The organism is Isoptericola sp. NPDC056618, from assembly GCF_042792715.1.
GTDB classification, from domain to species: domain Bacteria; phylum Actinomycetota; class Actinomycetes; order Actinomycetales; family Cellulomonadaceae; genus Isoptericola; species Isoptericola nanjingensis.
The window spans coordinates 38,347-62,377 of the sequence record NZ_JBHTVZ010000007.1; the positions used below are offsets into that span (position 1 = coordinate 38,347).

Here is a 24,031-nt window from a genome sequence, read left to right on the forward strand (position 1 = left end):
CGCAACCTCACCGCCGCGACCGCAGGGGGTAGAGCCAGAAGCAGACGAAGGCCAGGGCGGCGAGGGCCACCGGCGCCCCGCCGATGAGCAGGCGGATGCCGGTGGCCACCTGCGGCACCTGCGTCGCCGCACCCTCGACGTACCCGCTCGCGGCCAGCACGCCGGCCACGACCACCGCCTGCACCACGACGGAACCGCGCACCACGAAGCCGTTCGCGCCGAAGTACATGCCCTCGCGGCGCAGGCCGGTGCGGCGCTCGTCGTCGTCGATCACCTGGCCGAGGGCCACCTCCAGCACCTGCATGAGACCGGCGACGCCGAGGCCGACGGCGAGCCCGGCCACCGCGGCGCCGAGCACCGTCGTCGGCAGCAGGTAGAGGCACGTCGCCAGGCCGTACACGGCGACGACGGCGAGCATCGTGGTGCGCGGCCCGAGCCGGCGCACCACCCACGACCAGCCCCAGATCGCGGGGGTGGCGGCCACGAAGATCGGCGCCAGGAGCAGCGTCGCGTCCGCCTCCGTGCCGCCCACGGTGTACTTCACGTAGAACGGGATCCCGGCCAGCAGCACCGCCGTGGTGCTCTGCAGCAGCAGCGACCCGAGCACGTACGTGACGAACGCGCGGTTGGCGAACGTGTACCGCAGCTGGTCGCGCAGCCCGACGGCGGACTCGCGGGCCCGCACGGCGTCGTCGGCGTCGCGCTCCATCATCCCGAGCAGCGACCAGGCGAAGAACGCGGCGCACACGACGGCGAGCGCGACGCCCATCCCGGCCCAGCCGATCGCGTCGTACAGCAGCGGCGCCCCCGCGGTGCCGAGGATCATGCCCACCAGGGCGAAGAGCTGCCGGGGCGCGTTGCCGCGCGCCCGCTCCGCCGTCGTCCGGAAGATCTCCGGGAACAGCGCGGACACGTTGAGCACGACCGCCACGTAGGCGACGTCGAACACCGCGACGACGAGCAGGAACCACACCACCAGCCCCGCCGCGGGCAGGGACGGCGGCGCCCACACGAGCGCGAACGACACGACGAGCGGCACGATCCCCAGCACGATCCACGGGACGCGGCGTCCCCAGCGCGTGCGGCGCCGGTCGGACGCCGCCCCGACCACCGGGTTGAGGACGGCGTTGAGGAGGCCGTGCGCCACCATCGCGCCCGCGACCCAGCCGGCGGGCACGCCCAGGTGGTCCACGTAGAAGAAGACGACGAACGCGGAGAACGTCTGCAGCATGAGGTTCGCCGGGAACGCGGACGCGCCGTAGGCGACGGCCTGCGCCCGGGTCGGGTCCCCCTCGAGGCGCCGGTCGCGCAGCCGGGCGAGGACGCCCGCGCGGGTCCCGGTGTCGCTCACTGCTCGCCCCGCCGCACGGTCTCGCCCCGCTGCACCGCGCGCAGGTCGCGCCAGCCGACGCGGACCAGGCCCTCGTCCGCGATCACGGCGGCGACGTCCGGGTCGCGGAGCAGCCGCTCCTCGTAGCCACGCTTGGACGCCGCGTAGTCGACGGCGTCGCGCAGCTCGTCGTCGTGCAGCATCGGGTGCAGGAAGATCTCCGTGACCCCCTGCTGCACGCCGCGCAGCAGGTCGAGGAAGCCGGCCTTCACCGCGTCGTACCCCTCCGCGTCGGGGGTGCCCTCGCCCGCCAGCTCGAACGGGTGCGTCCACAGCCGGTCGAGGATGACGACGCCGGCCGCGTCGGCGGCGGCGGTCGCGGCGTCGAGGATCGCCTGCGATCCCGGCGCGTCGGGGTCGGCGCCCATCGCCGCGAGCCCGTCCAGCGAGCGCGGCAGCCGGAACGGCAGGCCGCGCGTCGCCGCGAGCTCCAGCACCTGCGGCAGGAACGTGCGCCCGGTGGCGAGCCCGTAGACCGAGCCCATGTGGTTGTCCAGGTGGCTGACGTCGACGCCCGCGGCGAGCGCGGCGTCGAGCTGGGCCGCGAGCTCGGCGGCGACGTCCTCGTCCCGCGCGTGACGCTCGACGACGTCCACCGCGGTGGGGAAGTACCCGGCGTCGTCCACCAGCGACGTGCCCACGCCGGTGAGCGGCCGCCACCGGTAGCGGGTCCACTCGCTCGTGAGGACCAGGTGCACGCCCACGTCCAGCCCCGGGTCCGCCGCTGCCGCCGTGAGGGCGTCCGGCGCCCACGGGCACGGCACCATCACCGTCGAGGAGTCCAGGAGACCCTCGCCGAGCAGCGGCAGGATCGCGCGGTTGGCGGCCCGGCACATGCCCAGGTCGTCCGCGTTGAGGATGATCGCGCGGGCGTCGGGGGGGAGCCCCAGGCGGGAAGTCAGGTCTGACGGCGGCGCGTCGGCCGCGCTCACCGGGTGGCCCCGTCGACGACCGCCGCCGCGTCGTCGGCCACGTCGTCGGCGATCCGCGCGCGCAGCGCCTCGCCAGCGGCCCACGCGGCGCCCAGCACGGCACCGTCCGCGCCGAGCGGCGACGCGTCGATGTGCACGGGCAGGACGCCGATGCGGTCGCGGAGGTAGGTGGCGACCCGGTCGTGGATCGCGGGGCGCGCGGCCTCGTCGGCCAGGACGAAGGCCTCCGGGTCGAGCACGATCGCCAGCGACGCGACGATGACGGCGACCCGGCGCGCCAGCTCCGCGACGACCTCGTCCGCGACGCCGTCGCCGTGCTCCGCGCGGTCGAGGAGCTCACGGACGGTGACGTCCTCCGGCAGGTCGTGGTCCTTCGCCAGCGCCGCGATCGCGGCGTCGCCCAGCACCTGCTCCCCCAGCGCGTGCCCCGGCTGCGGAAGGAACGCCACCTCGCCCGCGATGCCCGCGGCGCCCCGGTGCACCCGGCCGTCGAGCACGATGCCGGCCCCGAACCCCTCGCCGAACGAGACCGTCACGAAGGACGAGCGCCCGCGCCCGGCTCCCCGGTGCTGCTCCGCCACCGCGGCCAGGTTCACGTCGTTGTCCAGCGTCACGGGGCAGGCCAGCGCGTCCACCAGCGCGTCGTGCAGCGCCGTCCCGCCCTTCTCGTACCCGGGCACGTGCAGCACCGTGGTCCGGTCGGCCCCCACGACGGCGGGGAACGCCACGACCGCGCGGCTCACCTCGACCCGGCGGCCCGGCGCGAGCCGCGCCTCGACGTCCTCTCGGCAGGAGTTCGCCAGCACCGCCGCGGCCCGCGCCCGCGCCACGGGGGTGCGCTGCACGTCCCGCCGCTCCGCGCGCGCCCGGACGGCCCCGGTCGCGTCGACCAGGGCGACCCGCACCCGGTCCCGGGCGACGTCCACGCCGAGCCCGAAGGCGGTGTCCGGGTCCACCCGGAACGCGCCCGCGGCGCCGTCGTCCGCGGCCGCGCCGCTCGCCCGGAGCGCCGCGAGGGCGTCTGCGGCGGTCGGGCGGGGCAGGCCGGTCGCCTCGGCGACCGAGGCGTCGTCGGCCGGGCCGTCGGCCACCAGCGCGTCGAGCACCTCCAGGACGTCGGACCCGCGCAGCGGGCCGGGAGCTCCGGTGTCAGTGGTGGTGGGCATCTGGCCTCCGTCGGGGCGGGACGGGACGCGTTCGTCCCGGCGCTGCGAGCCTAGCCACGCCCCGGCGAGGTTGTCGACGCGACGTGTCGGCGCTGATCAGGGACCAGATCGGCCCCGGGCGGCCCGGTCAGGTCGCCCGGGTCAGGACTGCGCGCTCTCGTGCGAGCGCCCGATGCCGCGCACCGCGTCCACCGCCCCGCGCACGCGGCGCGCGTTGACCGCGAGCACGACGTCCCGGTACTGCCCGGCCCGGTGCAGCTGGCCCTTGAGGTCGTTCGACGACGCGCGGTGCTTGAGGTCGCACGGCACCTCGACGGCGACGTAGCCCTGGCGGAGCAGGTCGATCGTCATGCCCGTCTCCACGCCCCAGCCGTGCGCCAGCGGCGTCGCCGCCTCGAACGCCTCGCGGGTGAGGCAGCGCATCCCGGACAGCGGCTGGCTCGGGCTCCACCCGGTGAGGTGCTGGATGGCGCGGCGCGCCGTGCCGACGACGATGCCGCGACCGCCGGCCCCGGTCTGCTTCGGCAGCAGCGCGATGGCGAGGTCGGCCACGCCCTCGCGCACCGGGGCGACGAGGGGCGCCGTGTTGACGGCGGTGTCGCCGAGGTCCCCGTCGACGAACAGCAGGAGCCGCGGGGCCCGGCCGTCGGCGTCGCGCATCGCGACGACCGCCGCGCCGGTCTCCATCGCGGACGCCTTGCCGCGGTTGTGCGAGTGGCGCACGACGACGGCACCCGCGTCGCGCGCGACGTGCTGCGTGTCGTCGGTCGAGCCGTCGTCGACCACGAGCACGAGGTCGACGTGCGGGATCGCGCGGGCCGAGCGCACGGTCGCCGCGATGCGCGCCGCCTCGTCCTTCGCGGGGATGATCACCGCGACGCGCTGCGGGTTGCGCCGCCCCTGCGCGACCGGTGGCCGCGGGGTCTTGGCGACCGGCAGCGCGCCCACGCGGGTGGTCACGACGCTGCCGTCGCCGCCGGCGACGGAGTTCCGCTCGCCGGCCTCGTCCTGGCTGGTGGACACCTCAGCGCCCGTGCGGGTCGCCCCGTGGTCCGTGTTCACGACTCCCTGCCTGTTGGGTTCTCTCGCCCGTGTCGGCCGGCGGTCCGCCGGCGTGCTGTGCGGTGCCCCCTTGGGGGAATCACCGGGAATCAGAAGAGCAAACTTTTCCTGAGAAACTGTACTCCCCCGGAACGCCCGACCTCTGGTCAAGAAACGGTGTCGAGCGGGACGGTCCGTGAAGATCGTGCGGAGCCGCGACGTCGCGGGTGACCGCCGGCGGCCGAGGCCGCCGGGCGGCGCCGCGTCAGCGCAGCGTCACCTGTCGGGAGACGATACCGGCCCGGGCGCGTCGCTCGTTCGCATCCAGCGGCTCGGTCGCCGCGAGCGCCTCGTCGAGCCTGGCCGCGAGCTCCGCCACCGGCTCCTCCAGCTCCGCCGCCTCGGTGCCGCGCGGCAGCTCCCACACCGGCACGACCAGCCCGCAGGCGCGGAACATCCCGAGGAACTTGCCGCCCGCGAGGCCCGACTCGCGGCGCGCGTGCAGCCGCGCGATCGCGTCGACCACGGCGTCCTCGTCCTCCGTGCGCGCCCAGCGCAGGAACTCGCGCGACATCCGGCACCAGTACGCCGCGGGGACCGACGCCAGCTTCACGGTGGGGATGGACGACTCCGCCGCCTCGTCGAGGGACTCGCGGATCTCGTCCGTCATCTGCGTGCCGGCGTCGATCCAGTAGTCGTAGCCGTCGTGCACGGTCACCTCGAACGGGACGTCGAGGTCGAGCAGGTCCTGCAGGCGCGGGTCGTCGTCCGCCGGGGCCGGCAGCTCCTCGGGCAGCACGCCCGAGCCGGGCTCCGCCGCGAGCGCCGCGAGGAGCGCGGCGGCCAGGTCGCGGCTGAGGTCGTCGGAGGCGCCCAGGCCCTGCAGCGCGAGCAGGACCGTGCCGTCCTCGCGGTGCAGCGCGCACCAGCCGCCGGGCAGGACGGTCGTGACGGTGACGTCGCGCCCGCCGTGGTCGGCCGTCGTGCGCGCCGTCGCCGTGGCGGACGGCACCACCTCGCGCAGCGCGACCCAGTCCGCCTCCCCGGGAAGACCCTCGAACGGACGCAGGACAGGGGCGGTCGCAGAGCTCTTGGCCATGCCCGCGATCCTATCGGCCCGGCACACCCCCCTCCCGCCCGGGTCGTGCCGGTCTGCCGAGGTAGTACGGGGCTCGCCGAGGTAGTACGACGCTCGCCGGGTCCCGGTACCACCTCCCCGGGTCGGGTCGTCCCCGGAGGGCGTGGGTACGGTGGCGGGATGGAGCCGTGGCGCCGCCTCGTGGCGGACTACCGGTCCGGGCTCGGCGATCGCGCCCGGCCCGACGACGACGTCCCGCCGCTCGACGGCGCGCGGGACGCCTGGCTCGCCGGCACGTTGCCGGCGCTGGACCTGGCGGCAGGGTCGGTCGCGGCCCTCGCCACGGCCGCCCGCCGGGCGGGCGCGACGGGCCCCCTGGTGGAGCGCGGGCCGTCGCCGGCGCGGCTCGCGGCGTCGTTCGGCTCCGACCGGCTGCTGCGGCTCGACGGGCGGCCGGTCCCGGGGTTCGCGCCGCTGTCCGGGTTCTTCCGCACCCGCGACGGCTGGGTGCGCACGCACGCCAACTACCCGCACCACCGGGCCCGGTTGCTGCACCTGCTGGGCCTTCCCGACGGCGCCGACCGGGACGACCTCGCGGCCCGGCTCGCGGACGCCTCGGCCGGCGGAGTGGAGGACGACGCCGCGGCCGCGGGCGCGATCGCCGTCCGCGTGCGCCCCGAGGCGGGGTGGCGCGCGTCCGCGCCCGGCCGGGCCGCCTCGCGGGGGCCGCTGGTGCGGGCCGGGGCGCGCGACGACGTCGTCGCCCGGCCGGCCGCCCTCGCGGGCGGGGCCGCGCCCCTCGCGGGGGTGCGCGTGCTCGACCTCACCCGCGTCATCGCCGGCCCCGTCGCCACCCGGGCGCTGGCCGCCCTCGGCGCCGACGTGCTGCGCGTGGACCCGCCCGTGCCCGCCGAGATCCGGCACCAGCACCTCGACGTCGGGCAGGGCAAGCGCACGACCCTGCTCGACCTGCGCGACGACGGCGACCGCGAGCGCGCGCAGGCCCTGCTCGACGACGCCGACGTGCTGGTCACCGGCTACCGTCCCGGGGCCCTGGCGCGGTTCGGGCTTCGCCCGCCGTCGGGCGCCGTCGTCGCGCACGTGTCCGCATGGGGCGCCGGCGGGCCGTGGGCGCACCGTCGCGGCTTCGACTCGATCGTGCAGGCCGCGTCGGGCGTCGCGCTGCTCGAGTCGCCCGACGGCGGGATCCCCGGCGCGCTGCCCGCGCAGGCGCTCGACCACGCGACGGGCTACCTGCTCGCCGCCGGCGCCGTGGACGCGCTCGCCGCCCGCCGTGACGACGGCCGCGGGCGCGACGTCGCGGCGTCGCTCGCGCGCACCGCCGCCTGGCTGCTCGACGCCGGTGGCCGCGACCCCGCGCACCCGCCGGCCGCGGCGCCCGGACCGGAGGCGGTCGTGAGTCACGGCCGTCACCCGCGCGTCACGACCGCCCGCCCCGCGCTGCCCGGCCACGACGACCACCCGGCGCCCGCCCACCCCTGGGGCACGGACCACGCCGCCTGGTCGACGCCCGAGCCGGAGCCGGAGCCGGGGTGATCCTCGGCCCGGGACGTGCGAAGGGGCCGGGCCTCTGGTGTCATCGGACCTGACCCGGCACGCACCGTCCGGGCGGCGCGTGAGAGGGGTCGGCGATGGCGGTCGTGACACGGGGGTTCGGGGGCCGGCGCCCCGAGCCGGAGCACGAGGTGCCGCCGGGGCAGTTCGTCACGGACGACTTCCCCGTGCTGTCGGCGGGGCCGACCCCGAACGTGGACGAGTCCCGCTGGGAGCTGACCGTCCGCACGGAGACGGGCGAGGGCGTCTCGTGGACGTGGGAGCAGCTCCTGGCGCTGCCGGCCGAGGACGTCGTCACCGACATCCACTGCGTGACGCACTGGACCAAGCTCGGCACGACGTGGCGCGGCGTCTCCCTGGACACGCTGCTGGCCGACGTCGAGACGAGCGCCGAGTTCGTCATGGCGCGCTCGTACGGCGGGTACACCACGAACCTGCCGCTGCAGGACCTGCTCGACGGGCAGGCGTGGGTCGCGTACGAGTTCGAGGGCGAGCCGCTGGAGCCGGTGCACGGCGGGCCGGCCCGCCTGCTGGTGCCGCACCTGTACTTCTGGAAGAGCGCCAAGTGGCTGCGCGGCCTCGACCTCATGGACGACGACGACCTGGGGTTCTGGGAGCAGAACGGGTACCACGCCTACGGCGACCCCTGGCTCGAGCAGCGGTACGCGTGAGCTGGCACGTCGCGACGGTCGTCGGGGCGCGGCCCCTGACGCGCACCGCCCGCGCCCTGACCCTGGCGGTGCCCGGGTTCGTCGGGGCGCTGCCCGGCCAGCACGTCGACGTGCGGCTCACCGCTCCCGACGGCTACCAGGCCACCCGCGCCTACTCGCTCGCCGAGACGGGCCACGACGAGCGCGTCGACCTCGTCGTGGACGAGGTCCCCGACGGCGAGGTGTCGCCCTACCTGGTCCGCGACGCCAGGCCGGGCGACCAGCTCGAGGTGCGCGGCCCGCTCGGCGGGTACTTCGTCTGGCACGACGCCGACACCGCCCCGGTGCTGCTCGTGGCCGGCGGCTCCGGCGTCGTGCCGTTCCTCGCGATGCTGCGCGCCCGCCGCAGCACCGGTCGCCGCGCGCCGTTCCGCCTCGTGTGCTCCGTGCGCACGCCCGACGACGCCATCGAGCGCGGGGAGGTCGACACCCCCGACCGCGGGTTCGACGTGCGCTGGGTCTTCACGCGCGAGGGCCCGCCGGGATGGCCGACGCCGCCGCGCCGGATCACGGCCGACGACCTCGTCGCCCCTGGGTTCGGCCCGGGCGACGGCACGGACGTCTTCGTCTGCGGCCCCACCGGTTTCGTGGAGGCGGCGGCCGGCCTGCTGACCGGCCTCGGGCACCCGCCCGACCGTGTCCGCACCGAGCGATTCGGAGGTGCCTGATGTCGTCCCCCGAGCCGACCGCCCCGGGCGGGCCCGTCCTCGACGGGTCGGCCCTGGCCGGCGCGCTGAGCGAGGTCTACGCCTTCGAGACCACGCGCGCCGTCGTGCGCTGCGGGAGCTGCGGGCACACCGACGTCCTCGCCCGCACGACCGTGCACCTGTCCGCCATGGGCGGCGTCGTGCGCTGCGCGACCTGCGCCGCCGTCCTGCTCGTCGTCGTCGAGCACCCCGACGGCGTCCGCGTGTCCGCGTCCGGCGCGGCCTGGGTGCAGGCCCCGCCCCGCTGAGCCCGTCGGATCAGAGCCTGCCGCGCCGAGGCCCTCGGCTCACAGGTGGTCGAGCCACTGCAGCACGGCGCCCTCGCGCAGCGCCCACGGGCAGATCTCGACCTCGTCGACGCCGAGCGCGCGCATGGTCTCCTCCGCCACGACCGCGCCGCCGACGATCTGATAGGTGCGCTCCGGCGTCACACCCGGCAGCGCCGTGCGGCCCTCGGCGGTGAGGCGGGCCAGTCGCGGCACCCAGTCCGCGAGCTGGGGCAGGCGCAGTCGCCAGCGGTCGTCCGGGCCGACGGCCTCCACCTGCATGCCGGCCAGCCGCGCGAGCGAGCGGAACGTCTTCGACGTCGCGACGACGTGGTCGGGTGCCGGCACCGTGGCCAGCCGGTCGACGACGGGCGCCAGCAGCGCGCGGGCGTGCACGCGCAGCGCCTGGACCTGGTCGGGCGGGGGCGGGTCGTCGGGCAGGTACTCCCTCGTGGTCCGGCCGGCGCCGAGCGGCACGGACGCGGCGAGGTCCGGCTCCTCGTCGACGCCGGACGCGATCTCCAGCGAGCCGCCGCCGATGTCGAGCACCAGGAGCCGGCCGGCGGCCCACCCGTGCCAGCGGCGGGCGGCGAGGAACGTGAGCCGGGCCTCGTCCTCGCCCGACAGCACGACCACCTCGCGACCCACCCGCCCGGCGATCTCCGCGAGCACCGCGGTGCCGTTCGCCGCGTCCCGCAGCGCGGAGGTCGCCATCGGCAGCAGCTCGTCGACCGCGGACTCGCGGGCGAGCTCCATGACGTCGTCGACGGCGGCCAGGATCGTGCGCCGCCCCTCGGCCGTGACCGCGCCGTCGGCGTCGAGATACCGCATGAGCCGCACCGTGATCTTGCGCTCCGCGTGCGGCACGGGCCGCACGCCGTACCGCGCGTCCAGCACGAGCAGGTGCACCGTGTTGGAGCCGATGTCGATCACGCCGAGGCGGGGCGCGGAGGCCCGGGCTGCGCTGCTCATGGCAGCCGAGCGTAGCGGCGGCGCCGGACGCCGTACCCGCCCCGTGCACGACGACGCCCGGTCCCGCGGGGCGGGGCCGGGCGTCGTGAGCCGGTCAGCGGGGGATGGTCAGGAGAGCGCCTTCGCCTTGAGCTGCGCGTACTCCTCCGGCGTGATGGTGCCCTCGTCGAGCAGCCTCTTCGCCTGGGCGATGTGGTCGGCGGGGCTGCCCGCGACCTCCCGGATGTACGCGTCGGTGCCGGCCTTGGCCTCCTTCACCGCCGCGAGCTGACGCTCCGACATCCCCCGGCCGCGGGCGATGAGGTAGACCAGCGCGGTGATCATCGGGACGAAGATCAGGAAGATGACCCACACGGCCTTCCACCAGCCCGACAGGTCCCGGTCACGGAAGAGGTCGGTGAGGATCTGGAAGAGGACGATCAGGTAGGCCACGAACAGGAAGATCCAGACGAGGTACCAGAAGAAGTCCCAGAAGGTGTCCATGTTCAGCGCGTCCTTTCGAAGGCGGTTCCCACACCGTCGACGGCCGACAGGGGCGGCCAGGTGCCCGCGTTCGGCACGCTAGTGCCGACATGCCGGACGCGCGCGCTGAAACGGGGTGATCTACGCCGTGACCCGGCGAACCGGGCTCTGCGGGAGGTTCGCGACAGGCGGGACGATCAGCGCCGGTCGGCGCGCTCGGCGTCCTCGACGAGCTCCTCGGCGCCCGCCACGACGGCGGCCTCCTCGGCCCGCGCCCGGGCCAGCGCGTCGGCGCGCACCGCCACGATCTCGCCGTGCAGCGCGGCGTGCACCCGCTTGCGGACGTCGCGCGCGATGGCGTCGACGTCGGCCTCCTCGGGGGTCCCGCCGCGCGCCGCCAGCTCCGTGGTGAGCCGGTCGACCGCCGCGTCGACCTCCCGGCGCACCTCGACCTCGGCCGCGTCGAACAACGCCACGACGGCGGCGTCCGCGGCCCGGCCCAGGCGGGTCTCCTCGAAGCCCGCGGCCGCGTCGTCCACGATGCGCCGAGCACGGTCGACGACGTCCGCGGCGGTGGCCGGGGCGTGCGCCTTGAGCGTGCCCAGGTCGTACAGCAGCACGCCCTCGACGTCCGCGACGCGCGGGTCGACGTCGCGGTGCAGCGCGAGGTCGAGCACGACCAGGGGGCGCGGCTCCGGCTCCTCGCCCGCGGCGGCCGCGGCCCGCTCGCGCGAGCGCACCACGGCGGCCGCGTCGAGCACGTACTCCAGGGAGGCCTCGGCCCGCCCGTCCGTGACCCCGCCGGGCCGGCGGCCGCGGGCGCCCGAGCACGACACCACCAGGTCGGCGTCGGCGAGCGCCTCGACGAGGTCCGGCGCCGCCTCGACGTCGTGGCCCTGCGCGAAGACCTCGGCGCGGCCGGAGCGCGAGTACACCCGCACGTCGTCGCAGCCGCGGGCGCGCAGCGCCGCCACCGAGGCACCCGCGTACGAGCCCGTGCCGATGAGCACCACGCGCAGGCCCCGCCACGACGCGTCGAGCTCGGCCGCGCGTCCGCGCCACAGGTCCTGCCCGGCGAGGTCCAGCCCGAGCGACACGACCGAGCGCCCGGCGGCGCCGAGCTCCGTCCTCGTGCCGACGCGCTTGGAGGTGCGCGACGCCGTCTGGAACAACAGCTCGAGGGTCTTGGACGTGGTGCCGTCGTCGCGCGCCTCGGCGAGGGCGCGCTTCACCTGCCCGGCGATCTCGCGCTCTCCCACGACCATCGAGTCCAGGCCCGCGGCCACCGTGAACAGGTGCGAGGTGACCTCCGGCCCGGTGCGGACCGTGAACGAGTCGGCCGCGACCTCCTCCGAGACCCCGGAGCCGGCCGCGACCAGCGCCGCGACGTGCTTCGTCGTGTGCCGGACGGCGTCGCCGTGCAACGGGGCGTCGACGTCCAGGTAGAGCTCGAAACGGTTGCACGTGGAGATCACGACGGCGCCCTGCACGGGCCCGCACGACCCCACGGCGACGCGCCCGACAGAGCCGGACCCGGTGGACAGCCGCTCGAGCGCGTCCAGGTCCAGCTCGCGGTGCGAGGCGGTCAGGGAGAGGAGTACCACAGTGGCTCCACTTTAAGAGGGCCGACGAGGCGGGGCAGAATCATGAACCGTGACATCCCCCACGATCGCTCCCGAGCCGAGCCGCGAGACCCACCCGCTCCCCGCCGACCACCCGCTGGTCGACGGCCGGACGACGCGTGCCCCGCTGGTGCGTGCCCTGCGGGGCGACCGTCCGGACGTGACCCCCGTATGGTTCATGCGGCAGGCGGGCCGCTCCCTGCCCGAGTACCGCGAGGTCCGTCAGGGAGTAGGGATGCTCGACTCCTGCCTCCGGCCACCTCTCGCCGCGGAAATCACCCTCCAGCCGGTGCGCCGCCACCGGGTGGACGCCGCCGTCTTCTTCAGCGACATCGTCGTGCCGCTGCGGCTCGCGGGCGTGGACGTGGACATCAAGCCCGGCGTCGGGCCCGTCATGGACCAGCCGTACCGCACGGCCGAGGACGTCGCGCGGCTCACCTCGCGGACGCTCGACGACGGCGCGCTCGCGCCGATCGCGGAGGCCGTGCGCCTCACCGTGGCCGAGCTGGGCGACGTGCCGCTGCTCGGCTTCGGCGGCGCGCCGTTCACCCTCGCCGCCTACCTGGTCGAGGGCCGGCCCTCGCGCGACCACCTCGCCGCGCGCACCCTCATGCACGCCGACCCCGAGACGTGGGCCCGCCTCACCGCCTGGACCGCCGAGCTCACCGGCCGCTTCCTGCGCACGCAGGTGCTCGCCGGCGCGTCCGCGGTGCAGCTCTTCGACTCGTGGGCGGGCTCCCTCTCGCTCGCCGACTACACCTCGCACGTGGCGCCGTCGTCGACCGCCGCGCTGGCGCACGTCGCCGACCTGCGCACGCCGGGCGCCGACGAGGGCGGCGGCCTCCCGGCGATCCACTTCGGCACCGGCACCGGGCACCTGCTGCCCGCGCTGCGCGACGTGCTCGACACCGCCGGGATCGGGTACCCCGCCGTCGGCGTCGACTACCGCACCCCGCTGGACGAGGCCGCCGCGCTGCTCGCCGACCACCCCCGCGGCGCCGTGCCCGTGCAGGGCAACATCGACCCCGCGCTGCTGGGCGCCCCGTGGCCCGTGCTCGAGGCGCACGTGCGCGACGTCGTCGCGCGCGGCGCCGGTGCCCCCGGCCACGTGGTCAACCTGGGCCACGGCGTCCCGCCGGACACCGACCCGACCGTGCTCACGCGCGTCGTCGAGCTGGTCCACTCGCTGTGACGCCGCTCCCGCCGCTCGGCGCCCCCGTCGACGTGCCCTCCGGCCGGCCCGCCCGGCCGCCCGAGCACGTCGACGCGGTGGTGGTCGGCGGCGGGATCGGCGGTCTCGTCGCGGCCCGCACGCTGGTGCACCGCGGCCTGCAGGTGGTGGTGCTCGAGGCGTCCGACCGCGTGGGCGGGCCCGTGCGCGGCGGGGCGTTCGGCTCGCTCCCCGTGCGGCTCGACCTCGGCGCCGAGTCCTTCGCGGCGCGCGGCACCACCGTCACGGACCTGGCCGAGGAGCTCGGGCTGGACGTCGTGAGCCCGGCCCCGCTGTCCGCCTGGGGGTACGCGGCGGGCCGCGCCTTCCCGCTGCCGAAGGCGGGCGTGCTCGGCATCCCCTCCGTGCCGTGGGCGCCCGACGTCCGCCGCGCGATCGGCTGGCCCGGCGTCGCACGAGCGGCCGTGGACCGCGTGCTGCCGCGGTTCGTCGCCGACACCACCGACCTCGGGACGCTGGTGCGCTCCCGGCTCGGCCGACGCGTGACCGACCGGCTCGTCGCGCCCGTCGCGACGGGGGTGCACTCCGCCCCGCTCGACCGCCTCGACGTCGCCGCCGTCGCGCCCGGGCTGCTCGACGCGTTCGCCCGCACAGGGTCGCTGTCGCGCGCCGTCGGCGAGCTGCGGGCCGCCGCCCCCGCCGGGTCCGCCGTGCGCGGCATCGACGGCGGCATCCACGCGATCGTCGAGGCGCTCACGGGCGAGATCGCCGCGAGCGCCGAGGAGTTCGCCGACTCGCCGCGCACCGACGCGACCGGGCCGATCCACGCCGCCGTGCGCGTGGGGCAGCAGGTCGACGGCGTCGAGCGGGTCGGCGCCGACTGGCAGGTCACCACGACCGTCGGGGACACCGTGCGCGCGCCGCGGCTGGTCGTGACGACGCCGCAGGTCGCGCCGCTGCTGTCCCCGTGGGTGACGGCTCCGGGCGAGGTCGAGCCGGGGTCCGTGCCCGTGCCGGCAGCGGAGGCCGGCGCCGACATCTGGCTCGCGACGCTCCTGCTCGACGCGCCCGAGCTCGACGACGCCCCCCGCGGCTCCGGGATGCTCGTCGCGCCCGACGCCGAGGACGCGGCAGACGGGCACACGTCAGGGGTGCGCGCCAAGGCGCTGACGCACGCGACGGCGAAGTGGCCGTGGTTGGCCGACCGGGTCCGCGCGGCCGCCGGGCCGGGGGTGCACGTGGTGCGGCTGTCGTACGGGCGGATCGGCGCCGCGACCGAGCCCCCGTCCGCCGAGGAGGCCGCCCGCGACGCGTCCGCCCTGCTCGGCGTCGACCTCACCGACCGGGTCCGCGACCACCTGCTGCAGCGCTGGGACGGCTCCCTGCCCCCGCCGACCCCCGCCTACCGCGCGCAGGTCGCGGCGTTCACCGCCGCCGTCGGTCACACGCCCGGGCTGGCCGTGACGGGAGGCTGGGTGGCCGGCACCGGCCTCGCGGCGATCGTCGCGCACGCGCAGGCCGCCGTCGCCGCCCTCTGACCCGCGGCGTGTCAGGGCGTGGTGACGCATCGTCATGACCTGGCGTCACGACGTCGGGGCGAACGGTGTGAGATCGGACTCCAGCCCGCCGGGAGTTGTCCACGGGCGTCGCCGCTGCGCGACACTGGACGGGTGAGCACCCCCGAGACCGCCCCCGCCCCGCTGCGCCTCGGCACCCGCGGCAGCGCCCTCGCGACGACGCAGTCCGGCCTGGTCGCGCGCCGGCTGGAGGAGCTGCTGGGCCGGCCGGTCGAGCTGGTGCGCATCCGCACGGAGGGCGACGTGAAGACGGGCTCGCTCGCCTCGCTGGGCGGCACGGGCGTGTTCGTCACCGCGCTGCGGGAGGCGCTGGCGGGCGGTCGCTGCGACGTCGCCGTGCACTCGCTCAAGGACCTGCCGACGGCGCAGCCCGCCGAGCTCACGATCGTCACCCCCGAGCGGGAGGACCCGCGCGACGCGCTGTGCGCCCGCGACGGCCTCACCCTCGACACCCTGCCCCGCGGCGCGCGCGTCGGGACCGGCTCCCCGCGCCGGGCGGCACAGGTGCAGGCGGCACGCCCCGACGTCGAGCTGGTGGACATCCGCGGCAACGTCGAGACCCGCCTCGCCCGCGCGCTCGGCCCGGACGCCGACCTGGACGCCGTCGTGCTCGCGCTCGCCGGCCTGACACGGCTGGGCCGGACCGAGGTGGTCACGCAGGCGCTCGACCCGGCCGTCGTGGCCCCCGCCCCCGGGCAGGGCGCCCTCGCGGTCGAGGCCCGCACCGCCGACCTCGCGCCCGGCACGCCCCTGGCCGACGCGTTCGCCGCCCTCGACCACCGCCCCACGCGGCTCGCCGTGCTGGCCGAGCGCGCGGTGCTGGCGCGGCTCGAGGCCGGGTGCGCGGCGCCGGTCGGCGCGCACGCCCGCGTCGAGGCGGGCGAGCTGCAGCTCACCGCCGTCGTCGCGCGCGTCGACGGGACCGAGCAGCTCACGCACAGCGCGTCGGCGGTCCTCGCCGCGGACGGCGCCCCCCTCGACCAGGCCGCGCAGGACGACGCCGCGACGGCCCTGGGCGTCCGCGTGGCCGAGGCGCTGCTCGCCGACGGCGCGGCGCGGCTCGCGCCACTGGTGGGCGGCACGGGCGAGCCGCGCCGGGGCGAGGCGGACGCCGTCGCGCCGCGCTCCGACGTCGAGCCTCTGCACACGCCCACCGGCACCGACGACCCGGAGGGCGCGTGACACCCGACACCCCCGCGACCCCGGCCCGCGCCGTGCTGGTGGCGCGGGCCCCCGAGCGTGCGGCCGGCCTCGAGGCCCGGCTCCGGGACGCCGGGCTGGAGGTCGTCGTCGCGCCGGTGATCGAGCGCGCCCTGGCGGACCCCGCCCCGCTCGACGACGCCGTCCGCGGCCTGGCCCGTGGCGCCTACGTGTGGGCGGTCGTGACCAGCGTCAACGCCGTCGAGGCGCTCGCCGACGCCGCCGCCCGGACCGGCACGAGCCTCGCGGAGACCCCCGCGCGCTGGGCCGCCGTCGGGCCCGCGACGACCCGTGCCCTCGCCGCGGTCGGCATCACGACCGACCTCGTCCCCGAGGACGACGCCACCGCCGCCGGCCTGGTCGCGGCGTTCCCCGACCCGGCCGTCACCGACCCGGAGACGCCGGCCGTGCTGCTGCCGCTCGGCGACCTCGCCCGCCCGACCCTCGACGACGGGCTGGCCGACCGCGGCTGGGCGCCGCACGTCGTGACGGCCTACCGGACGGTCCGCCACGCGCTGCCCTCGGACGTCGCGGAGCGCGCCCGCGCCGGAGGCTTCGACGTCGTCGTCGTCTCGTCCGGCTCGGTGGCGCGCGAGATCGCCGACCAGGCGGGCACCGGCACGCCCGTCGTCGCCATCGGCGCCCCCTCGGCCGACGCCGCACGCGAGGCCGGCCTGCGCGTCGCCGCGGTCGCGGCGCACCCCACCGACGACGCGCTCGCCGCCGCCGTCGAGCAGGCGCTGTCAGAGCCCGCGCCGTCAGACCCGGCACCGTCAGAACCACGGCCCACGGGAGAGAACCGTGCGCCTGACACCTCAGCGAAGGAGCACCCGTGAGCACCTCGGGCACCGGCATCGTGTACCGACCGCGCCGCCTGCGCACCACGCCGCGCATGCGGCGCCTGGCTGCCGAGACCCGCCTGCACGCGGCGGACCTCGTGCTGCCGCTGTTCGTCAAGGAGGGCCTGGCCGAGCCGGCGCCGATCACGTCGATGCCCGGCCAGGTGCAGCACACCGAGGCCACGCTGCGCGACGCCGTCGCCGAGGCGGCCCGCGCGGGGCTGGGCGGCGTCATGCTGTTCGGCATCCCCGCCGAGCGCGACGCGACCGGCACCGCCGGCGACGACCCGGACGGCGTCCTGCAGCGCGGCATCCGCGTCGCGCGCGAGGCCGTCGCCGCCGTGGAGGCGGAGGGGTCGTCGGGCACCGCCGGCCGCCCCGGCCCGGTCGTCATGGCCGACACCTGCCTGGACGAGTTCACCGACCACGGCCACTGCGGCGTGCTCGCCGCCGACGGCACCGTGGACAACGACGCGACCCTCGACCGGTACGCGGCGATGGCCGTGGCCCAGGCCCGGGCGGGCGCGGAGGTCGTGGCGCCGTCCGGGATGATGGACGGCCAGGTGGCCGTCATCCGCGACGCGCTCGACGACGCCGGGTTCGACCAGGTGAGCATCCTCGCCTACAGCGCCAAGTACGCGAGCGCCTTCTACGGCCCGTTCCGCGAGGCCGTCGACAGCGCCCTGCAGGGCGACCGCCGGACGTACCAGATGGACGCCGCCAACGCCCGCGAGGGCCTGCGCGAGGCGGACCTCGACCTCGCCGAGGGCGCGGACATGGTCATGGTGAAGCCCGCCGGGACGTCGCTCGACGTGCTGCGCGGCGTCGCGGACCGGTCCGACGTGCCCGTGGCGGCGTACCAGGTCAGCGGCGAGTACGCGATGATCGAGGCGGCAGCCGCGAACGGCTGGATCGACCGCCGGGGCGCCGTGCTCGAGTCCGTCACCGCCATCAAGCGCGCCGGCGCCGACATCGTCCTCACCTACTGGGCCAACGAGATCGCGGAGTGGATCAAGTGACCATGACGACCGACAACCACGCCGCGTTCCTGCGCGCGCAGGCCGCGATCCCCGGGGGCGTGAACTCCCCGGTCCGGGCGTACGGCTCGGTGGGCGGTGACCCGCGGTTCCTCGCGAGCGCGCGCGGCCCGTACGTCACCGACGTCGCGGGGCGCGAGTACGTGGACCTGGTCTGCTCGTGGGGCCCGGCGCTGCTGGGCCACGCGCACCCCGAGGTCGTCGCGGCCGTGCAGGACGCCGCCGCCCGCGGCCTGTCGTTCGGCGCGCCCACGGTGGCCGAGGTGGAGCTCGCGGAGGAGATCCGCTGCCGGGTGCCCGTCGCCGAGCGGGTGCGCCTGGTGTCCACGGGCACCGAGGCGACGATGACGGCGGTCCGGCTGGCGCGCGGCGTCACCGGCCGGCCGCTCGTCGTGAAGTTCGCCGGCTGCTACCACGGCCACGTCGACGCGCTGCTGGCGGAGGCCGGGTCGGGCGTCGCGACGCTCGCCATGCCGGGCACCGCCGGGGTCACGGAGGCGTCGGCGGCCGAGACGCTGGTGCTCCCCTACAACGACCTCGCCGCCGTCGAGGCAGCGTTCGCGCAGCACGGCTCGCGGATCGCCGCCGTCATCACCGAGGCGAGCCCCGCCAACATGGGCGTGGTGCCCCCGGCCGAGGGGTTCAACGAGGGCCTGCGCCGGATCACGCGCGCGCACGGCGCCCTGTTCGTCATGGACGAGGTGCTCACCGGGTTCCGCGTCGGCCCGTCCGGCTGGTGGGGACTGGAGAACGCGCGCATCCGGGGCGAGGGCGGCGAGGGGTACACCCCGGACCTGATCACCTTCGGCAAGGTCGTGGGCGGCGGCATGCCCGTGGCTGGCCTGGGCGGCCCGGCGTCGATCATGGACCAGCTCGCCCCGACCGGCCCGGTCTACCAGGCGGGCACGCTGTCCGGGAACCCGGTGGCGGTCGCGGCCGGCCTCACGACGCTGCGCCTCGCCGACGACGCCGTCTACGCGCGGGTCGACGCCGTCGCGGACACGATCGCCGGCGCGCTCGGCGACGCCCTGTCCGCCGAGGGCGTGGAGCACCGCGTGCAGCGCGCCGGGTCGCTGTTCTCGACGTTCTTCGGCCCGTTCGCCGCTGCCGAGGGAGTGCGCGACTACGCGCAGGCCCAGCCGCAGGAGGCGTACCGCTACCGCGCGCTGTTCCACGCGCTGCTCGACGCCGGCGTCAACCTGCCGCCGTCCGTCTTCGAGGCGTGGTTCGTCTCCGCCGCGCACGACGACGACGCGGTGAACCGCATCCTCGACGCCCTGCCCGCCGGCGCCCGCGCCGCGGCCGCGGCGACCGCCTGACGCCGGGGGTGGTCACGCACCCGACGCCACGGGCCCTCGGGTCCGAGCGGTCCGTGCTGCTGGTGATCGACCTTCAGGTCGGCGTGCTCGACGGCTGCCTCGACGCCGACGGCGTCGTGTACCGCACCGCCGCGCTCGTGGACCGGGCCCGCCGAGCGGGGACGCCCGTCGTCTGGGTCCAGGACCACGGCGACCTGCCCGAGGGCTCCCCCGGCTGGGAGCTCGCGGCGCCCCTCGAGCGGGCCCCGGGCGAGCCGCTGGTGCGCAAGGCGTACCGCGACTCGTTCGCGGGCACGGACCTGGAGGACGTGCTGCGCGACCTCGGCGCGACGCGCCTCGTCGTCGCCGGGGCGCAGTCCGACTACTGCATCCGCACCACGACGCAGGCCGCCGCGGCCCGCGGTCTCGACGTCACGCTCGTCAGCGACGCCCACACGACGACGGACGCCGAGTGGGAGGGCGTCGTGGTCCCGGCCGAGCACATCGTGGCGCACACGACCATGTACTTCTCCGGGCTGCGGTACCCGGGCCGCTCGCACGGCGTGGCCCCGCACGACAGCGTCGACCTGCGGGCCTGACGCGAGGTCCCTGACGCGAGGCCCGTCGTGACCGTGGCGCACCGGCTGTCCTCGGTGCTGGACGCCGACCGCATCCTCGTGATGGAGGGCGGCCGGGTCCGGGCCGCCGCCTGACCCCACCTGCCTTCCAGCAAGCGATCTGTCGCGCCGTCCGGTCCGATGGCGCGACAGATCGCTTGCTGGAAGGTGTTGTCGGGGTGGGCTGCTCGACGAGGCGGCGCGCTCGGGAGAGCCTGACCAGCCGCGATGCAGAGATGTATGCGCGTTCACTATCGTGGGACCGCTCGCACGGCCGTGCGGGCGAGGGATGCGGTCAAGGAGTTCCGGTGGCGAAGGCCCCCACGGTGTACGACGTCGCGCAGCGCGCGGGGGTCTCGATCGCGACGGTCTCACGGGTGCTGCGGCGCCCGGACGACGTGCGCGAGCGCACCCGCACGGTGGTGCACGAGGCGATCCGCGAGCTGGGGTACGTGCCGTCCGGCGCGGCCCGCGGGCTGGCGGCGCGCTCGACGGGCGTGCTGGGCCTGTGCTTCCCCGACGTGGACGGCATCGACGAGGCCGCCGACCTGCCCGACCCGGTGCGCGTGGGCGAGGCGGTCGAGGTGGTGCGCGACGTCGGCGGCCCGGTCACGGCGCGCTGGAGCAACCTGTACCTCGGCGAGGTGATGCGCGGCGCGGAGCTGGAGGCGTGGCGCACCGGCCACGCGGTGATGATCGGCGTCGCGCGGGGGCTGCGCCGCGCGCAGGCGGTCAACGAGCTCGCCGGACGCGTGGACGGCCTGGCGGTGCTGTCGAAGTCGGTGCCCGACGACCTGCTGGCGCACATCGCCCGCCGCGTCCCCGTCGTCGTCATGGCCGGCCCGCCGCAGGACGACGCCTATGACCACATCTCGGTGGACAACCGCGCGGGCACCCGCGCCCTGGTGGACCACCTCATCGCCGAGCACGGCCTCCGCGACCTGGCGTTCGTGGGCGGGCCGTTCGACTCCCCCGACGCGCACGAGCGCTTCCAGGGCTTCCGCGACGCGCTCGCCGCGGCGGGCCTGCCGGTGCCCGACGAGCCGGCGGCACGCAGCGACTTCACGCGGGCCGGCGCCCGCGACCTCGCCCGTCGGATGCTCCAGGCCCACGTGACCGGCCGGGGGGCGGGGGCCACGGGGCAGGCGCTCCCCCGCGCGCTGGTGTGCTCCAACGACCAGACGGCGCTCGGCTTCCTCGACGTCCTCACCGAGGCGGGGATCGACGTCCCCGGAGACGTCGTCCTCACCGGGTTCGACGGCATCGACGCCACCCAGGCGTCGATGCCGCGGCTCACCACCGTGAGCCAGCCGATGGTCGAGCTGGGGCGCGCCGCCGTGGAGCTGCTGCGCACTCGCCTGGCCGACCCGTCGGCGCCCGCAGCCACGGTGAACCTGCCCGTCCGCGTGCTGCTGCGCGAGAGCTGCGGCTGCTCGTGACCCTCGCCGCCGGGGGCACCGCAACGCACGCCCGGGCCGTTGGCCACACGGTTTGCCGCTCCGAAATGTATGCGCATACACTCGCCGGGACGTCGCACGCCGACCCCGGCGTGCGCGGGCCCTCACAGGAGAGGCCTCGACGAAGAGGAGTGGATGTCCATGACGCGCACAGCGCGCTCGGGGCGGCGCCTGGCCGCCATCGCGGCCACCGTCGCGGTGCTGGCCACGGCGGCCTGCTCGGCACCGGTGCAGAACAAGGGTGACGACGGCGCCGCCGGCGGCGCGACGTCGATGCTCATCGCGGCCGACAACGGCTCGCCGACGTTCGACCGGAACTTCAACCCGTACTCGTCCGGCAAGCGGAACACGACGACGTACATGTACGAGCCGCTGGTCATCATCAACGAGATGAGCGGCGAGGAGACCCCCTGGCTGGCCACGGGGTACGAGCAGCCCGACGCCAAGACCGTCGTCTTCACCATCCGTGACGGCGTCACGTGGTCGGACGGCGAGCCCCTCACCGCCGAGGACGTCAAGTACTCCTTCGACCTCGTCAAGAAGCACCCCGAGATGGACCTCAAGGGTGCCTGGTCGCACCTGAAGTCGGTCGAGGTGGACGGCACCACGGTCGTCATGCACCTGAAGACCGAGGACGTCCCGGCCGCGAAGATCCTCGCCCAGCAGCTCATCGTGCCGGAGCACATCTGGTCCGAGGTCAAGGACCCGGTCACCTGGACCAACGAGGAGCCCGTCGGCTCCGGCCCCTACACGCTCGGCGAGTTCACGCCGAACCAGTACACGCTGACGAAGAACGACAAGTACTGGCAGGCGGACAAGGTGGCCGTGGAGGAGCTCGTGCAGCCCGCCGCCAACTCCGAGCTGGACATCGTCAACAACGGCTACGACTGGGCCTACGCGTTCATGAGCGACGTCGAGGACACCTGGGTCAAGGCCGACCCCGAGAACAACACCTACTGGTTCCCGGCGGGCGCGGCGATCTCGCTGATCCCGAACATGACGAAGGCGCCGTACGACGACGTCGACTTCCGCAAGGGCATCGCACTGGCCCTGGACAAGCAGGTCATCGCCGACAAGGCCGAGCAGGGCTACGTCGACCGGGCCAGCCAGACCGGCCTCATGCTGCCGAACCAGGAGGCCATCCTCGACCCGTCGATCCCGAACCAGGGCTACGTCGACCAGGACACCGACGCCGCCCTCGCCTCGTTCGAGAAGGCCGGGTACACGAAGAAGGGCGACAAGCTCGTCGACTCGTCCGGCAAGCCGCTGAAGGTCACGATCACCACCCCGAACGGCTGGTCCGACTGGCTGCAGGGCGTCGAACAGGTCAAGGGCCAGCTCACCGCGATCGGCATCGACGTCACCGTCGTGCAGCCGCAGGCCGCGGCGTACCAGAAGGAGCTCCGCACGGGCGACTTCGACATGATCATGGGCACCGTCGGCGGCACCGGGCAGCCGTTCCAGGACTACAACGGCCTCATGGGCTCGGAGTTCCTGCTGCCCGTCGGCAAGACCTCCGCCGGCAACTTCGGCCGCTTCGAGTCGAAGGAGGCCGACGAGCTGCTCGCCGAGCTCAAGGTGACCACCGACGAGGCGAAGCAGCTCGAGATCACGCACCAGCTGGAGCAGATCACCTACGAGCAGCTGCCGATGATCGCCCTGTTCTACGGCGGCTCGTGGGGCCTGTTCTCGAACAAGAACTTCACCGGCTGGCCCAGCGCGGACGACCCCTACGCCTCCCCGAAGACGTGGGACTCCACCCCGCTGCTGATCCTCACGCACCTCGAGCCCGCCCAGGGCTGACCCGGTCAGGTCGTCGTGGGTGGGCCCGTGGCCCTGTTCCGACACGAAACAGGGCCACGAGCCCACCCACGACGATCGCCCGCACGACCCCACCCCGACCGACCGACCGACCACCGACCCGGAGGCTCCGTTGCGCTACGCGCTCCGCAAGCTCGGCCTGCTGGTCCTCACGCTGTGGGCGGCGGTGACGCTGAACTTCGTCATCCCGCGCCTCATGCCCGGCTCGCCCGCTGACGCGGCCATCGCCAAGCTCGCCCAGAACGGCCCTGTGACGCCGTCGGTGCAGGCGGCGATCGAGGCCCAGCTCGGCGTGCCCGGCGGCAGCATCTGGGACCAGTACGTCACGTACCTGAACAACGTCATCCACCTCGACTTCGGGGTGTCGTACACCTTCTTCCCGCAGCAGGTCTCCGAGCTCGTCGCCGGCGCCCTGCCCTGGACGCTGATCATGGTCGGCGCCGTGACCGTCGTGGCGTTCGTGCTCGGCACCCTGATCGGCATCGGGGCGGCCTGGAAGCGCGGCACCTGGATGGACTCCCTGCCCACGGTGGCCGGCAGCTTCCTCTCCGCGTTCCCCTACTTCTGGACCGCGCTGCTCATCGTCTTCTTCCTGGGCTACGTGCTCGGCTGGTTCCCCACCTCGGGCGCCTACTCCGCGACCGCGGTGCCGAACCTGTCGTGGGAGTTCCTCGGCGACGTGCTGTACCACGCGGCCCTGCCCGCGGTGACGATCCTCATCACGTCGCTCGGCGGCTGGATCCTCGGCATGCGCAACACGATGATCAACACGCTCGGTGACGACTACGTGACGTTCGCCGAGGCCAACGGCCTGCGCGGCCGCACGGTCGCGATCCGCTACGCCGCCCGCAACGCGATCCTGCCCAACCTCACCGGGTTCGGCATGGCGCTCGGCGGCGTCGTCGGCGGCTCCCTGCTCGTCGAGCAGGTGTTCGCGTACCCCGGCGTCGGCTACCTGCTGTTCAACGCCGTCACCAACCAGGACTTCCCGCTGATGCAGGCCCTCTTCCTCATGATCACCGTGAGCGTGCTGCTCGCGAACTTCCTGGTGGAGATCCTCTACGGCGTCCTCGACCCCCGAACGAGGCGGTGA

General features: G+C 75.7%; 22 protein-coding genes. 14 read left to right on the forward strand and 8 right to left on the reverse strand.

The features are described 5' to 3' along the window. Positions 1-7: 7 nt before the first annotated feature. The 5 genes from ACFQ8T_RS10920 to ACFQ8T_RS10940 all read right to left on the reverse strand — a co-directional run bounded on the left by ACFQ8T_RS10920 (position 8) and on the right by ACFQ8T_RS10940 (position 5,628). Positions 8-1,351 carry an MFS transporter gene (locus tag ACFQ8T_RS10920; protein WP_430546556.1) on the reverse strand — a complete coding sequence of 448 codons (1,344 nt, stop codon included), beginning with the start codon at positions 1,349-1,351 and terminating at the stop codon, positions 8-10. Continuing rightward, complete coding sequence (locus tag ACFQ8T_RS10925; RefSeq protein ID WP_430546557.1) at positions 1,348-2,322, reverse strand: ChbG/HpnK family deacetylase; 975 nt, start codon at positions 2,320-2,322, stop codon at positions 1,348-1,350. Before ACFQ8T_RS10925 ends, ACFQ8T_RS10920 begins: the two co-directional genes overlap by 4 nt. Continuing rightward, positions 2,319-3,488 (reverse strand): ROK family protein, encoded by a 1,170-nt coding sequence (locus tag ACFQ8T_RS10930; RefSeq protein WP_430546558.1) that lies wholly within the window; start codon positions 3,486-3,488, stop codon positions 2,319-2,321. The genes ACFQ8T_RS10925 and ACFQ8T_RS10930 overlap by 4 nt, the downstream gene beginning before the upstream one ends. Positions 3,489-3,629: 141 nt before the next feature. Next, on the reverse strand, positions 3,630-4,427 hold the full coding sequence (locus tag ACFQ8T_RS10935; RefSeq protein WP_430546669.1) for a glycosyltransferase family 2 protein: 798 nt from the start codon (positions 4,425-4,427) through the stop codon (positions 3,630-3,632). 367 nt (positions 4,428-4,794) lie between these two features. Then, complete coding sequence (locus tag ACFQ8T_RS10940; RefSeq protein ID WP_430546559.1) at positions 4,795-5,628, reverse strand: DUF5926 family protein; 834 nt, start codon at positions 5,626-5,628, stop codon at positions 4,795-4,797. A gap of 159 nt (positions 5,629-5,787) precedes the next feature. On the opposite strand from ACFQ8T_RS10940, the gene ACFQ8T_RS10945 reads away from it, so the two are divergent. The 4 genes from ACFQ8T_RS10945 (at position 5,788) to ACFQ8T_RS10960 (ending at position 8,847) form a co-directional block, all read left to right on the forward strand. Then, a complete protein-coding gene (locus ACFQ8T_RS10945) occupies positions 5,788-7,164 on the forward strand; it encodes a CoA transferase (RefSeq protein ID WP_430546560.1) in 1,377 nt (458 codons plus the stop codon). 95 nt (positions 7,165-7,259) lie between these two features. Further along, on the forward strand, positions 7,260-7,853 hold the full coding sequence (locus ACFQ8T_RS10950) for a molybdopterin-dependent oxidoreductase (protein ID WP_430546561.1): 594 nt from the start codon (positions 7,260-7,262) through the stop codon (positions 7,851-7,853). After that, complete coding sequence (locus ACFQ8T_RS10955) at positions 7,850-8,560, forward strand: FAD-binding oxidoreductase (protein WP_430546562.1); 711 nt, start codon at positions 7,850-7,852, stop codon at positions 8,558-8,560. Before ACFQ8T_RS10950 ends, ACFQ8T_RS10955 begins: the two co-directional genes overlap by 4 nt. Further along, positions 8,560-8,847 carry a DUF6510 family protein gene (locus tag ACFQ8T_RS10960; protein WP_430546563.1) on the forward strand — a complete coding sequence of 96 codons (288 nt, stop codon included), beginning with the start codon at positions 8,560-8,562 and terminating at the stop codon, positions 8,845-8,847. The genes ACFQ8T_RS10955 and ACFQ8T_RS10960 overlap by 1 nt, the downstream gene beginning before the upstream one ends. A 39-nt stretch (positions 8,848-8,886) precedes the next feature. Here ACFQ8T_RS10960 and ACFQ8T_RS10965 read toward each other — a convergent pair whose 3' ends face one another. The 3 genes from ACFQ8T_RS10965 to ACFQ8T_RS10975 all read right to left on the reverse strand — a co-directional run bounded on the left by ACFQ8T_RS10965 (position 8,887) and on the right by ACFQ8T_RS10975 (position 11,903). Next, positions 8,887-9,837 (reverse strand): Ppx/GppA phosphatase family protein, encoded by a 951-nt coding sequence (locus ACFQ8T_RS10965; protein WP_430546564.1) that lies wholly within the window; start codon positions 9,835-9,837, stop codon positions 8,887-8,889. Positions 9,838-9,945: 108 nt separating this feature from the next. After that, positions 9,946-10,320 carry an SHOCT domain-containing protein gene (locus tag ACFQ8T_RS10970; protein ID WP_430546565.1) on the reverse strand — a complete coding sequence of 125 codons (375 nt, stop codon included), beginning with the start codon at positions 10,318-10,320 and terminating at the stop codon, positions 9,946-9,948. A gap of 176 nt (positions 10,321-10,496) precedes the next feature. Next, the gene (locus ACFQ8T_RS10975; RefSeq protein WP_430546566.1) at positions 10,497-11,903 is read right to left on the reverse strand and encodes a glutamyl-tRNA reductase; all 1,407 of its coding nucleotides are present in this window, start codon (positions 11,901-11,903) and stop codon (positions 10,497-10,499) included. A gap of 49 nt (positions 11,904-11,952) precedes the next feature. On the opposite strand from ACFQ8T_RS10975, the gene hemE reads away from it, so the two are divergent. The 10 genes from hemE (at position 11,953) to ACFQ8T_RS11025 (ending at position 24,031) form a co-directional block, all read left to right on the forward strand. After that, positions 11,953-13,113 carry a uroporphyrinogen decarboxylase gene (hemE, locus tag ACFQ8T_RS10980; protein WP_430546567.1) on the forward strand — a complete coding sequence of 387 codons (1,161 nt, stop codon included), beginning with the start codon at positions 11,953-11,955 and terminating at the stop codon, positions 13,111-13,113. Next, entirely contained in the window at positions 13,110-14,630 is a 1,521-nt protein-coding gene (locus tag ACFQ8T_RS10985) for a protoporphyrinogen/coproporphyrinogen oxidase (protein ID WP_430546568.1), read from the forward strand. Before hemE ends, ACFQ8T_RS10985 begins: the two co-directional genes overlap by 4 nt. Positions 14,631-14,762: 132 nt before the next feature. After that, entirely contained in the window at positions 14,763-15,851 is a 1,089-nt protein-coding gene (gene hemC / locus ACFQ8T_RS10990; protein ID WP_430546569.1) for a hydroxymethylbilane synthase, read from the forward strand. Further along, entirely contained in the window at positions 15,848-16,705 is an 858-nt protein-coding gene (locus ACFQ8T_RS10995; protein WP_430546570.1) for a uroporphyrinogen-III synthase, read from the forward strand. Before hemC ends, ACFQ8T_RS10995 begins: the two co-directional genes overlap by 4 nt. 56 nt (positions 16,706-16,761) lie before the next feature. Then, positions 16,762-17,727, forward strand: coding sequence for a porphobilinogen synthase (gene hemB / locus ACFQ8T_RS11000; protein WP_430546670.1), 966 nt, complete (start codon positions 16,762-16,764; stop codon positions 17,725-17,727). A gap of 2 nt (positions 17,728-17,729) precedes the next feature. After that, positions 17,730-19,064, forward strand: coding sequence for a glutamate-1-semialdehyde 2,1-aminomutase (gene hemL, locus ACFQ8T_RS11005; RefSeq protein ID WP_430546571.1), 1,335 nt, complete (start codon positions 17,730-17,732; stop codon positions 19,062-19,064). Positions 19,065-19,117: 53 nt separating this feature from the next. After that, the gene (locus ACFQ8T_RS11010) at positions 19,118-19,642 is read left to right on the forward strand and encodes a cysteine hydrolase family protein (protein WP_430546572.1); all 525 of its coding nucleotides are present in this window, start codon (positions 19,118-19,120) and stop codon (positions 19,640-19,642) included. A 326-nt stretch (positions 19,643-19,968) separates the two neighbouring features. Beyond that, positions 19,969-21,099 carry a LacI family DNA-binding transcriptional regulator gene (locus ACFQ8T_RS11015; RefSeq protein WP_430546573.1) on the forward strand — a complete coding sequence of 377 codons (1,131 nt, stop codon included), beginning with the start codon at positions 19,969-19,971 and terminating at the stop codon, positions 21,097-21,099. Between the two features lie 159 nt (positions 21,100-21,258). Then, on the forward strand, positions 21,259-22,920 hold the full coding sequence (locus tag ACFQ8T_RS11020) for an ABC transporter substrate-binding protein (protein ID WP_430546574.1): 1,662 nt from the start codon (positions 21,259-21,261) through the stop codon (positions 22,918-22,920). A 130-nt stretch (positions 22,921-23,050) separates the two neighbouring features. After that, a complete protein-coding gene (locus tag ACFQ8T_RS11025; protein WP_429730146.1) occupies positions 23,051-24,031 on the forward strand; it encodes an ABC transporter permease in 981 nt (326 codons plus the stop codon).

What these genes read in the sequence shown, in the direction of transcription:
- ACFQ8T_RS10930 (WP_430546558.1), bottom strand. Translation starts at nt 3,488, where the DNA reads ATGCCCACCACCACTGACACCGGAGCTCCCGGCCCGCTGCGCGGGTCC.
- ACFQ8T_RS10940 (WP_430546559.1), bottom strand. Translation starts at nt 5,628, where the DNA reads ATGGCCAAGAGCTCTGCGACCGCCCCTGTCCTGCGTCCGTTCGAGGGT.
- ACFQ8T_RS10945 (WP_430546560.1), top strand. Translation starts at nt 5,788, where the DNA reads ATGGAGCCGTGGCGCCGCCTCGTGGCGGACTACCGGTCCGGGCTCGGC.
- ACFQ8T_RS10950 (WP_430546561.1), top strand. Translation starts at nt 7,260, where the DNA reads ATGGCGGTCGTGACACGGGGGTTCGGGGGCCGGCGCCCCGAGCCGGAG.
- ACFQ8T_RS10960 (WP_430546563.1), top strand. Translation starts at nt 8,560, where the DNA reads ATGTCGTCCCCCGAGCCGACCGCCCCGGGCGGGCCCGTCCTCGACGGG.
- ACFQ8T_RS10965 (WP_430546564.1), bottom strand. Translation starts at nt 9,837, where the DNA reads ATGAGCAGCGCAGCCCGGGCCTCCGCGCCCCGCCTCGGCGTGATCGAC.
- ACFQ8T_RS10970 (WP_430546565.1), bottom strand. Translation starts at nt 10,320, where the DNA reads ATGGACACCTTCTGGGACTTCTTCTGGTACCTCGTCTGGATCTTCCTG.
- hemB (WP_430546670.1), top strand. Translation starts at nt 16,762, where the DNA reads ATGCGGCGCCTGGCTGCCGAGACCCGCCTGCACGCGGCGGACCTCGTG.
- hemL (WP_430546571.1), top strand. Translation starts at nt 17,730, where the DNA reads ATGACGACCGACAACCACGCCGCGTTCCTGCGCGCGCAGGCCGCGATC.
- ACFQ8T_RS11020 (WP_430546574.1), top strand. Translation starts at nt 21,259, where the DNA reads ATGACGCGCACAGCGCGCTCGGGGCGGCGCCTGGCCGCCATCGCGGCC.